The organism is Bradyrhizobium sp. SZCCT0148, from assembly GCF_018129985.1.
GTDB lineage: Bacteria > Pseudomonadota > Alphaproteobacteria > Rhizobiales > Xanthobacteraceae > Bradyrhizobium > Bradyrhizobium japonicum_H.
This window is the reverse complement of record NZ_JAFCKT010000015.1, coordinates 30,668-42,615: the sequence shown is the minus strand read 5'-3', so window position 1 is coordinate 42,615 and position 11,948 is coordinate 30,668. Positions and strand designations below refer to the sequence as shown.

General features: G+C 63.2%; 10 protein-coding genes. All 10 read right to left on the bottom strand.

Features of this window, described 5'->3' with window-relative positions:
- Nucleotides 1-19: 19 nt before the first annotated feature.
- Nucleotides 20-4,138, bottom strand: coding sequence for a DNA-directed RNA polymerase subunit beta (rpoB, locus tag JQ580_RS29110; RefSeq protein ID WP_212284077.1), 4,119 nt, complete (start codon nt 4,136-4,138; stop codon nt 20-22).
- Nucleotides 4,139-4,620: 482 nt separating this feature from the next.
- Nucleotides 4,621-4,998 carry a 50S ribosomal protein L7/L12 gene (gene rplL / locus JQ580_RS29105; protein WP_094895389.1) on the bottom strand — a complete coding sequence of 126 codons (378 nt, stop codon included), beginning with the start codon at nt 4,996-4,998 and terminating at the stop codon, nt 4,621-4,623.
- Between the two features lie 54 nt (nt 4,999-5,052).
- Complete coding sequence (gene rplJ, locus JQ580_RS29100; protein WP_212284075.1) at nt 5,053-5,571, bottom strand: 50S ribosomal protein L10; 519 nt, start codon at nt 5,569-5,571, stop codon at nt 5,053-5,055.
- A 581-nt stretch (nt 5,572-6,152) separates the two neighbouring features.
- Nucleotides 6,153-7,106, bottom strand: coding sequence for a 2-hydroxyacid dehydrogenase (locus tag JQ580_RS29095; protein WP_212284073.1), 954 nt, complete (start codon nt 7,104-7,106; stop codon nt 6,153-6,155).
- Between the two features lie 107 nt (nt 7,107-7,213).
- Nucleotides 7,214-7,906: a 50S ribosomal protein L1 gene (gene rplA / locus JQ580_RS29090; RefSeq protein ID WP_094972005.1), complete on the bottom strand. Its 693-nt coding sequence runs from the start codon at nt 7,904-7,906 to the stop codon at nt 7,214-7,216.
- A gap of 6 nt (nt 7,907-7,912) precedes the next feature.
- A complete protein-coding gene (gene rplK / locus JQ580_RS29085) occupies nt 7,913-8,341 on the bottom strand; it encodes a 50S ribosomal protein L11 (protein ID WP_006611824.1) in 429 nt (142 codons plus the stop codon).
- Nucleotides 8,342-8,471: 130 nt separating this feature from the next.
- Nucleotides 8,472-9,026 carry a transcription termination/antitermination protein NusG gene (gene nusG / locus JQ580_RS29080; protein ID WP_094895392.1) on the bottom strand — a complete coding sequence of 185 codons (555 nt, stop codon included), beginning with the start codon at nt 9,024-9,026 and terminating at the stop codon, nt 8,472-8,474.
- Nucleotides 9,026-9,217: a preprotein translocase subunit SecE gene (gene secE, locus JQ580_RS29075; RefSeq protein ID WP_007602984.1), complete on the bottom strand. Its 192-nt coding sequence runs from the start codon at nt 9,215-9,217 to the stop codon at nt 9,026-9,028. Before secE ends, nusG begins: the two co-directional genes overlap by 1 nt.
- Before the next feature lie 355 nt (nt 9,218-9,572).
- Nucleotides 9,573-10,841 carry a class I SAM-dependent methyltransferase gene (locus JQ580_RS29070; protein WP_212284071.1) on the bottom strand — a complete coding sequence of 423 codons (1,269 nt, stop codon included), beginning with the start codon at nt 10,839-10,841 and terminating at the stop codon, nt 9,573-9,575.
- 85 nt (nt 10,842-10,926) lie between these two features.
- Complete coding sequence (locus tag JQ580_RS29065; protein WP_212284069.1) at nt 10,927-11,946, bottom strand: lysylphosphatidylglycerol synthase transmembrane domain-containing protein; 1,020 nt, start codon at nt 11,944-11,946, stop codon at nt 10,927-10,929.
- Nucleotides 11,947-11,948: the final 2 nt, after the last annotated feature.

Here is an 11,948-nt window from a genome sequence, read left to right as displayed (position 1 = left end):
CCGGGCATGAAAGGTCGTGTTACTCGGCAGCTTCCGACGTCGACGCCGGTCCCACCTTGGAGTTGTGCAGGTCGACGTTGAGGCCGAGCGAGCGCATCTCCTTGACCAGCACGTTGAACGATTCCGGAATACCGGCCTCGAACGTGTCGTCGCCGCGCACGATCGCCTCGTACACCTTGGTACGGCCGGCGACGTCGTCCGACTTCACCGTCAGCATCTCCTGGAGCGTGTACGCCGCGCCGTAAGCTTCGAGCGCCCACACCTCCATTTCGCCGAAGCGCTGGCCGCCGAACTGCGCCTTGCCGCCCAGCGGCTGCTGGGTGACGAGCGAGTACGGACCGATCGAACGCGCATGGATCTTGTCGTCGACCAGATGGTGCAGCTTGAGCATGTAGATGTAGCCCACCGTCACCTTGCGATCGAACGCGTCGCCGGTACGGCCGTCATAGACGGTCGACTGGCCCGAAGCGTCCAGACCGGCAAGCTTCAGCATCTCCTCAATGTCGGCTTCCTTGGCGCCGTCGAACACCGGCGTCGCGATCGGCACGCCGCGGCTGAGGTTATGGCCGAGTTCGATCAGTTCGTTGTCGTTGAGCGACTTGATCGTCTCGTCCTCGCCGTAGACCTTCTTCAAGGTTTCCTTCAGCGGCTTGATGTCCTGCTTCGACAGATAGGCATCGACCGTCTGGCCGATACGCTTGCCGAGGCCGGCACAGGCCCAGCCGAGATGGGTCTCGAGGATCTGCCCGACGTTCATGCGCGAGGGCACGCCGAGCGGGTTGAGCACGATATCGGCATGCGTGCCGTCTTCGAGGAACGGCATGTCCTCGATCGGAACGATCTTCGACACCACGCCCTTGTTGCCATGGCGGCCGGCCATCTTGTCGCCGGGCTGGATCTTGCGCTTCACCGCGACGAAGACCTTGACCATCTTCATCACGCCGGGCGGCAATTCGTCACCGCGCTGGAGCTTTTCGACCTTGTCGAGGAAGCGCTGTTCCAGCCCCTTCTTCGACTCGTCGTACTGCTTCCGCATGGCCTCGATCTCGGCCATCAGCTTGTCGTTCGGCGAAGCGAACAGCCACCACTGCGACTTCGGGTACTCCTCGAGCACCGCACGGGTGATCTTGGTGTCCTTCTTGAAGCCCTTCGGACCGGCAATGCCCTGCCGTCCCTCGAGCAGCTCGGCAAGACGGTTGTAGACGTTGCGATCCAGGATCGCCTGCTCGTCGTCGCGGTCCTTGGCCAGACGTTCGATCTCTTCCCGTTCGATCGCCAGCGCACGCTCGTCCTTGTCGACGCCGTGACGGTTGAACACGCGCACTTCCACGATCGTGCCCTGCACGCCCGGAGGAACGCGCAGCGAGGTGTCGCGAACGTCGGAGGCTTTCTCGCCGAAGATGGCGCGCAGCAGCTTCTCTTCCGGCGTCATCGGGCTCTCGCCCTTCGGTGTGATCTTGCCGACCAGGATGTCGCCAGCGCGCACTTCCGCACCGATGTAGACGATACCGGCTTCGTCGAGGTTCTTCAGCGCTTCTTCCGACACGTTCGGAATGTCGCGGGTGATTTCCTCAGGCCCGAGCTTGGTGTCGCGGGCCATTACTTCGAACTCCTCGATGTGGATCGAGGTGAAGACGTCTTCCTTCACGATCCGCTCGGAGAGCAGGATCGAGTCTTCGAAGTTGTAGCCGTTCCACGGCATGAACGCGACGAGCACGTTGCGCCCGAGAGCGAGCTCACCGAGATCGGTCGACGGACCGTCGGCGATGATGTCGCCCTTCCTGACGATGTCGCCGACCTTCACCAGCGGACGCTGGTTGATGCAGGTCGACTGGTTGGAACGCTGGTACTTCATCAGACGGTAGATATCGACGCCCGACTTGGTCGGATCGAGATCTTCGGTGGCGCGGATGACGACGCGGGTGGCGTCGATCTGGTCGATCACGCCCGAACGGCGCGCCGCGATCGCGGCACCCGAGTCACGCGCAACCACGCCTTCCATGCCGGTGCCGACGAACGGCGCCTCGGCGCGAACCAGCGGCACCGCCTGGCGCTGCATGTTCGAGCCCATCAGCGCGCGGTTGGCGTCGTCGTTCTCGAGGAACGGGATCAGCGCCGCGGCGACCGAAACCAGCTGCTTCGGCGACACGTCCATGTAGTCGACCTTGTCGGGCGTCACCGGCAAGACTTCGCCGGCGTGACGGCAGACCACGAGGTCCTCGGTGAAGCGGCCCTTCGGGTCGAGCGGCACGTTGGCCTGCGCGACCGTGTAGCGGCCCTCTTCCATCGCCGAGAGATACACGACCTCGTCGGTGACGCGGCCGTCCTTGACCTTGCGATACGGCGTCTCGACGAAGCCGTACTTGTTCACGCGCGCGAAGGTCGCGAGCGAGTTGATCAGGCCGATGTTCGGGCCTTCCGGCGTCTCGATCGGGCAGATGCGGCCGTAATGCGTCGGATGCACGTCGCGGACTTCGAAGCCAGCGCGCTCGCGGGTCAGACCGCCCGGTCCAAGCGCCGAGAGACGACGCTTGTGGGTGATCTCCGAGAGCGGGTTGGTCTGGTCCATGAACTGCGAGAGCTGCGAGGAGCCGAAGAACTCGCGCACGGCGGCAGCCGCCGGCTTGGCGTTGATCAGGTCCTGCGGCATGACCGTGTCGATGTCGACCGAGGACATGCGCTCCTTGATCGCGCGTTCCATGCGCAGGAGGCCGATGCGGTACTGGTTCTCCATGAGTTCGCCGACCGAGCGCACGCGGCGGTTGCCGAGATGGTCGATGTCGTCGATCTCGCCCTTGCCGTCGCGCAAATCCACCAGCGTCTTAATGACGGAGAGGATATCTTCCTTGCGCAGCGTGCGCTGGGTGTCAGGCGCATCGAGGTCGAGACGCATGTTCATCTTGACGCGGCCGACCGCGGAGAGGTCATAGCGCTCGGCGTCGAAGAACAGCGACTGGAACATGGCCTGCGCCGAATCCAGCGTCGGCGGCTCGCCCGGACGCATCACGCGGTAGATGTCGAACAGCGCGTCCTCACGCGTCATGTTCTTGTCGGCCGAGAGCGTATTGCGGATGTAGGGGCCGATGTTGACGTGGTCGATGTCGAGGAGCGGCAGCTCCTTGTAGCCATGCTCGTTGAGCACCTTCATCGACTTGTCGGTGATTTCCTCGCCGGCTTCGGCGTGGATCTCACCCGTCTTCGGATTGACGAGGTCCTCGGCGATGTAATTGCCGACCAGTTCCTCATCGGACATGCGCAGCGCCTTCAGCCCCTTTTCCTGGAGCTGACGGGCGGCACGAACGGTGAGTTTCTTGCCGGCCTCGAGCACGACCTTGCCGGTATCGGCGTCGATCAGGTCGTTGACGGTCGAGTAACCGCGGAAACGGTTGGCGTCGAACGGAACGCGCCAGCCTTCCTTGGTCCGCTTGTAGAGGATCTTCTTGTAGAAGGTGGACAGGATCGCCTCGCCGTCGAGGCCGAGGGCGAACATCAGCGACGTCACCGGGATCTTGCGGCGACGGTCGATACGCGCATAGACGATGTCCTTGGCGTCGAACTCGATGTCGAGCCAGGAACCGCGATACGGGATGACGCGGGCGGCGAACAGCAGCTTGCCCGACGAATGGGTCTTGCCCTTGTCGTGGTCGAAGAACACGCCGGGCGACCGGTGCATCTGCGAGACGATGACGCGCTCGGTGCCGTTGACGATGAAGGTGCCGTTCATCGTCATGAGCGGGATATCGCCCATGTAGACGTCCTGCTCCTTGATGTCCTTGACCGACTTCGCGCCGGTTTCCTCGTCGATATCGAACACGATGAGGCGCAGCGTCACCTTGAGCGGAGCCGCGAAGGTCATGCCGCGCTGGCGGCACTCGTCGACGTCATATTTCGGCTGCTCGAACTCGTAGCGGACGAATTCCAGCATCGAAGTGCCCGAGAAGTCGGAGATCGGGAACACCGAGCGGAAGACCGCCTGCAGACCTTCGTCGAGACGCCCCCCCTGGGGTTCATCGACCATCAGGAACTGGTCATAGGACGCCTTCTGAACCTCGATGAGGTTCGGCATCTCTGCCACTTCCTTGATGTGTCCGAAGAACTTGCGAACGCGTTTGCGACCGGTGAATGTCTGCTGCGCCATCGTGGCCTCTCATTTTCGGCGCCCGCTCTGGGCGCGCCCTCCGGAACGCGGCTGCCACCGCTCTCCGGGTTGAATTTTTCGAACCCGCTTTGGGGGCCGGAGACTCAAGTTCAGGGCGGAATGTCCTGAATCTGTTCTTCAGACCTTCAAAACGCAAAACGACGCGCGGGGCGCTGGTGCGCGCCCGCCCGTCACAACGACCGCCTTCACGGACTGAAAAAGCCCGAAATAGCTTGCTCTCCCAACGGCTTACAGGGGTCCGGTATCCCTGCCCACCGCGCTTTCGTGCTGCCGAACCGATATGGGGCGACAATAGTGGAGATTCGAGGGGCGAACCCGCAAATCCCCACACTTTTTCGTGTTCGGCATGCGACGGGACGTCCCGTCGCACGCCTTTTGCATCTGGCCTACCCCTTGTTGGGGGATAGGCTGAGATCGCAGACCAGCTGACGCTCGCCCGGGACCTCGCCAGTAAGCGGTGCTTACTTGAGCTCGACCTTCGCGCCAGCCTTCTCGAGCTGGACCTTGAGCTTCTCGGCCTCGTCCTTGTTCACGCCTTCCTTGACAGGCTTCGGCGCGCCCTCGACGAGGTCCTTTGCTTCCTTCAGGCCCAGGCCGGTGATGGCGCGGACTTCCTTGATGACCTCGATCTTCTTGTCGCCGGCGGCGGCAAGAACAACCGTGAACTCGGTCTTCTCTTCGGCCGGAGCGGCGGCAGCGCCACCACCAGCCGGGCCGGCCACGGCGACAGCCGCGGCAGCCGAAACGCCCCACTTTTCTTCGAGGAGCTTCGCCAGTTCGGCAGCTTCGAGCACGGTGAGGCTCGAGAGGTCGTCAACGATCTTCTGCAAGTCAGCCATTGTTCAGTTTCCTTAGGTGTAAGTCTGGTTCGGGTTTGAGTTTTGCGAAGGGCGTCAGGCCGCTTCGCCCTTTGAGGCATGTGCCTGGATGACGCGCGCGAGCTTGCCCGCAGGCGCGTTGGCGAGCTGAGCGATCTTGGTCGCCGGAGCCACAAGAAGGCCGACGATCTTGGCGCGCAGTTCATCAAGCGACGGCAGCGAGGCAAGAGCCTTCACGCCATCGACATTCAGGACGGTCGTTCCCATCGAACCACCAATGATGACGAACTTTTCGTTCGCCTTGGCGAATTCGACGGCGACCTTCGGCGCCGCTACCGGATCGTTCGAAGTGGCGATCACGGTCGGTCCCTTCAGCATGGGACCGATGGCAACGACGTCAGTGCCTTCAAGAGCAATTTTGGCGAGACGGTTCTTCGAGACCTTCACCGAGGCGCCAGCCTGCTTCATCTGCGTCCGCAGCTTCTGCATCTGGGCAACGGTCAGGCCGGAATATTGAGCAACGATCGCGACGCTCGTGGTCTTGAAGACCCCATTGAGCTGTTCGACCGCGTCTTTTTTTGCCGCTCGTTCCACAGCAAGCTCTTTCCGGTTGGCGGCCATCGCGAGAAGCGGGACCGCCGGGTTGCACCCATCGCCCCACCCAAAACCTGAACCTCAGGGCCAAAACCCATCGGACACGCGCCGGGCGAGACGACAATTCAAAGCCTGCCCTCCGGGAGCTCGCGAGAGCCCACGGCGTGTCGAGGTCCGAACCAAACCCATTCCGCGACCACCTGAAGGCGGAACGCGAAGTGAAATCCGGTCTTCACCCGTCTATGCAGGCCATGCGATTAAGCCATTGAGAAATCGAAATCTCCCGCAGGCGCCTGCAGTCTTGGACAGGACAAGGTCAGCCGGCGAACCGCCCGACCCCTGCCCGCACTCCACCAACCGACGGGTTTCCTTCCTCTTCGGGCAAATCCTCACGGACGTCCTGAAAAGGAATGATCTCCTGTCTTGTCGGATGTTCGGAATGCGTGCACGAACGCGCCAGCCGAGGCCGGTACGTCCGGAAGCGGTTCTTTAACCGCTCGCAGCCTGCTTGCCAAGAGCAAAATTCACACCAGTTCCAATCCATTGCCCCGGGTGCTTGATCCGGGCCGACAAGGACCGATTCAGGCCGATTTGACCCCGTAAGGCAGCGGCTTGCCCTCGAAAAATGCGGTCAAGTTTGCCAGCACGCAGTTCTGCATGGCAACGTGCGATTCGAGCGTGTGGCCGCCGATATGGGGGGCGAACACGACGTTGGGGAGCGCCGTCAGGGCGTCGGGAGCGTGCGGTTCCTGCTCGAAAACATCCAGGCCGGCCCCCGCAATGGTCTTGTCGGTCAGGGCCGCCACCAGGGCCTTCTCGTCGATGACGGAGCCCCGGGAAATATTGATGACATAACCGTCGGCGCCCAAGCGCTTCAGGATGTCCGAATTGACGACATGCTGGGTGTCGGCCCCTGCCCGAACCGCGATCATCAGCACGCTGCACCAGTCGGCCAGCGCCTCCAACGTCGGGAAATACCGATAAGGAAGATCGTACTTCGTCCGGCTGAAATAACCGATCTCGCTCTCGAAGGCGGCGCAGCGCGCGGCGATCTTGCGGCCGATCTCGCCCATGCCGTAGATGCCGATGCGGCGGCCGGGCATGCCCGCCTGCGGGCGCATCATCGGCGATTGCTTCGACGCCGCCCAATCGCCGCTGCGGACATATTGGTCGGCGACCAGGATCCGCCGCGTCGTTGCCAACATCAGGGTCATTGCAATGTCGGCCACCGAGGCGGCATTGGCGCCCGGGCTATGGCCGACCGCGATGTCGCGGGCGGCTGCGGCCGTCAGGTCGACACCGTCATAGCCGGTGCCGTAGCAAACGATGGCGCCAAGTTTTGGAAACAGGTCCATCGCCTCCGCGCCGAGCGGCGAACCGCCGGCGGTCAGCATCGCGCGGATGCCACTGCGCTCCTCCGCGGAAAACACCTCGTCTGCGGGCCTGCCGCCGGTGTCGAGCAGTTCGAACCGTTCGGCGAAACGCGCCATCATCGTCTTGGGAAAGCGCGAATAGATCAGGACCTTGTCAGCCATTGTTCTTGTTTCCGGTGAGCCCTGCCACAAACGACGAAGGGCGGAATCGGTTGCCCAATTCCGCCCTTCGCCTGATGCAATTTCCGAACCTCTAGCCGAGGCAGACCTTAGCCGAGAATCGTGTTCGGCTCGACCTTCACGCCGGGGCCCATCGTCGAGGACACCGCAACGCGCTGGATGTAGGTGCCCTTGGAGCCGGCCGGCTTCGCCTTCGAGACAGCATCAGCGAGAGCCTTGATATTCTCGACCAGCTTCTCCTCGGAGAACGAAGCCTTGCCGACGCCCGCCTGCAGAATGCCGGCCTTCTCGACGCGGAACTCGACCGAGCCGCCCTTGGCACCCTTCACCGCGCCGGTGACGTCCATGGTCACGGTGCCGATCTTCGGGTTCGGCATCAGGCCGCGCGGGCCGAGCACCTTACCCAACCGGCCAACCAGCGGCATCATGTCGGGGGTGGCGATGCAGCGGTCGAAATCGATCGAGCCGTTCTGCACCTTCTCGACCAGGTCTTCGGCGCCGACGACGTCGGCACCCGCGGCCTTGGCTTCGTCAGCCTTGGCGCCACGGGCGAACACGCCGACGCGGAGCGTACGGCCGGTGCCGTTCGGCAGGGTCACGACGCCACGGACCATCTGGTCGGCGTGACGCGGATCGACGCCGAGATTGATCGCGACCTCGATGGTCTCGTCGAACTTCGCTTTCGCGCGTTCCTTGACCATCTTGATGGCGTCTGCGAGCGGGTAAAGCTTTTCGCGATCAACACCTTCGCGGGCTTTGTTCAAACGCTTTCCGATTGCCATAGCCGCTTACCCCGCCACTTCCAGACCCATCGAACGGGCAGAGCCCTCGACCATCTTCATGGCCGACTCGATCGAGTCGCAATTGAGATCCTTCATCTTCTTCTCGGCGATCTCGCGCACCTGCGCCTTGGTCACCTTGCCGGCCTTGTCACGGCCCGGCGCCTTCGAGCCGGACTGGATCTTGGCGGCCTGCTTGAGGAAGAACGACATCGGGGGGGTCTTCATCTCGAACGTGAACGAACGATCGGCGTAGATCGTGATCACGACGGGAATCGGGGTGTTCTTCTCTTCCTTCTGGGTCTGCGCGTTGAACGCCTTGCAGAACTCCATGATGTTGAGACCGCGCTGACCGAGCGCGGGACCGATCGGGGGCGAGGGATTCGCCGCACCGGCCGGGACCTGAAGCTTCAGGTATCCGGTCACTTTCTTTGCCATGTATCACTCCTGTTGTGCCGGCCAGGCCGGCGGTTTCAGGTTCGTGGTCTGGGTCGGATGCGGCTGGCTACCGCCCTCTCCCTCCCACGGCCTCTAGTCGCGTGAGACCGAAATCTCACGCCTCGTCCGGTCAGACCTTCTCGACCTGACCGAATTCCAGTTCGACCGGCGTGGCCCGGCCGAAGATCGACACCGCGACCTTCACGCGCGAGCGCGCCTCGTCGATTTCCTCGACCACACCCGAGAACGAGGCGAACGGGCCATCGGCCACGCGCACGTTCTCGCCGATCTCGAACGACACCGACGCCTTCGGCCGTTCCACGCCCTCCTGCACCTGGTGCAGGATGCGCATGGCTTCCGATTCAGAAATCGGCATCGGCTTGTTTTCGGCGCCGAGGAAGCCCGTGACCTTCGGCGTGTTCTTGATCAGATGAAACGCTTCGTCGGTCAGCTTCATCTTCACCAGCACGTAGCCCGGGAAGAACTTGCGCTCGGCGTCGATCTTGCGGCCGCGGCGCACTTCCGTGACCTTCTCGGTCGGGACCAGAATCTGCTCGAAAAGATCTTCAAGCCCACGCTGCTTGGCCTGTTCGCGGATCGATTCCTGAACCTTCTTCTCGAAGTTCGAATAGGCGTGGACGATGTACCAGCGCTTGTCGGACAGTTGAGCGGTTGCTGTAGCCATCAGTGAATGCCCAAAAGGAAGGTGATGAGGACGCGGATGATCTGGTCGGCGGCGAAGAAGAAGATCGAGGCCACCGCGACCATGACGAACACCATGATGGTGGTGATCGTGGTCTCACGACGGGTCGGCCAGGTGACTTTGGCGGTCTCCGAGCGCACTTCCTGCAAGAACTTGAACGGGCTGACTGCCATCGTTTGATGTCCAACGTCCGTCGACAGACGCGAATGAATTTCAGGGATCCGAACAGCCGCCTTTGGCCCAGCCCTCTGTCTCGAAGGATGAGCCGGAAACCGGGCTCGATTGTTCGGGGATTTCAAAGCCGCGCCGGATATCCGCGTCTCAGCGGGCCGGCAGCGAGTGCGGGGTATCTACTGCGGATACGGCCAAACGTCAAGGTCACGCCGCGCCCGCCGAGCCACCCTGCAGGCCCGAAGGCTCCCCACAGAGCCGATCCGAATCAACGGGTTACCCGGCCCTGCCGATCGGCCTCTCTGAGTTCGGACCATCCCCGCCGCCCTCCTCGCGGGGGGCGGCCCCGGCGGACCGTTAGTCGGCCCGGTCGACCATGGAAATGCCCGGCAGCGGAACCACGAACTTCCCGCCCTCGGCGAAATAGCGGGCGTGCTTGGCCCGGATCGGGTCGACATAGCGCCAGGCGAACACGACGACGAACGCCGGCTTGCGCTCGTAGAGGGCGGCAGGCGGCAGGATCGGGATGTCGTAACCCGGGCCGGCCATCACGTTCCCCTTGTTGGGGTCGTCGTCGACCAGGAAGTCGATCTTGTTCTCCAGGCCGAACTGCGGCAGCAGCGTCGTGGTGCCGACCGAGACGCCGTAGCCGGCAACGAGCTGCCCGCGCGCATGGGCTGCATCGGCCATCGCGACCAGTTCGTCCCTGATGGCGGCGATCCGCTTCACATAGGGCCCATAATAGGCCGGCTGATCGACGCCGAGCCGCTCTTCCTCGGCGACGAACCGTGCGATCTCGGGCGACGGTTTCTTGGCGCCACCGGCGCGCTGCACGGTGACGCGGATCGAGCCGCCCTTGGTCCAGATGTGCTGGACGTCGATCAGCTCCATGCCGAGCCGGGCAAAGAACCGGATCAGCGGCTTGATGTTAAAATACGACAGATGCTCGTGATAGACGGTGTCGAGGAGGTTCTTCTCGGTGACGTCGACGCCGTATTGCGTCTCGAAGACGAACAGCCCGTCCGGCGCGAGCACGTCGCGAACACCGATCACCAGCGGATCGAGATTGTCGACATTGGCGATCATGTTGTTGGCGATCACGACGCTCGCCGCACCGTGGCTCTGCAGGATGCGGTGGCCAATGGCATCGGTGAAGAAATCACCGATGGTCTCGATTCCCGCCTCGGTCGCGCGCTTGGCGATATCGACAGCGGGATCGACGCCCAGCACCCGCATGCCGCGCTCCTTGAAGTAGCCGAGCAGCGATCCGTCGTTGCTGCCGAGCTCGACGACCAGCGAGCCCGGCGCGATGCCGAAGCGGCTGACGACGTCGTTGGCATAGCCGGCGAAGTGCTCGCGCAGACCAAGCGAGAGCGAGGTTGTGTAGACGTAGTTGCGGTACTGGATCTCGGGATTACCGACATGGAGAATCTGCAGGTGGCCGCAATCCCTGCACAGATGCAGCGCCATCGGCACCGCGGCCCGGAAAACAGGATCGTCGACGCTGGCGTCGGGGACCTGGAAGTTCGGCGTGCCGATCGGCATGCCTGCCATCGGGACGACCAGCTCCTGCTTGTCCGAATGACAGAGGCGGCAGGTGTGGCGGACGGAGAACAGATTTTTCATCGTGGAACCGAAAAATGAGATACGCGATCGGGTGAGGCAATCCCACCCCGTGAAGACCAGACCGCCAGCAACGGGCTCAGGCGCGTCATGGATGGCTCGAGACTTCCTTGCCCAGCCCGTCGTAGCTGGGAGCTTCCTCCGCCGCCTTGGCGGCCTTGTCCGCTGAATACGATCCACGTTCCGGACTTGCCAGCCAGATCGCGCCGCCGACGAGCCCAATGATCACGCTGATGGCACCCAGCAGCAGCGAAACCGACAGCGCTTCCTCGGAGGGGACACCCGCCAGGCCGAGGCAGGCGACCATCGCTCCCTCGCGAACACCCCAGCCGCTGATCGAGATCGGGACCGCCGTCAACAGCACCACGGGCGGAATCAAAACGCCGGCGTCCACCACCGAGAGCTGCGCTCCGACACCGCGCGCCAGGGCAAAGCACGCCGCTGCGGTCACGACATGGATGAGCAGCGCCGACCCGAACAGCAAGGCGCGACGCTCCGACTGCAGGAGAAGAAACCGCACCAGCGCTCCGAACCGGACGAAGCTTGCGATCGCCGGGTGGGCGATCAGGCGCTTGGGCAGCCGGTCGAGCGTCAACAGAACCACGGTGCCGGCGACGCCGGCCAGTGTCAGCCCGCCGATGGCCAGAATCGCAGCATGATCGGACACGCGAGACAGCAGGAACGGCAATCCGGCCACCATCAGCGCGATCAGGCCGATCAATGCCGTGAAACGGTCGGCCGCAACGCCCTTGACGGCTTCCGGCCACTGCACGCCGCGCTGGCGCAGCAGCCACATCCGCACCGCATCACCGCCGACTGAGGACGGCAACACCTGATTGAACCAGAGACTGATCATCAGGATCCGCCAGCCCGCGAGCCAGTCCAGCGACACCCCGAGCGCGCGCATGATCAGTTCCCACCGGCCGTTGAGCACGAAGGTCTGGAAGAAGATCAACGACAGCGCCAGGACGAACAGCAAAGGATCGACCGAGACGAGATGGCTGCGCAACCGCTGCAGATCGAGGCCGCGCGCGATGTAGACCAGCACCGCGATCGACAGCAGCAGCTTTATCGAAAACAGGGACGCCTGTTTGAACCGCGACTGCATCG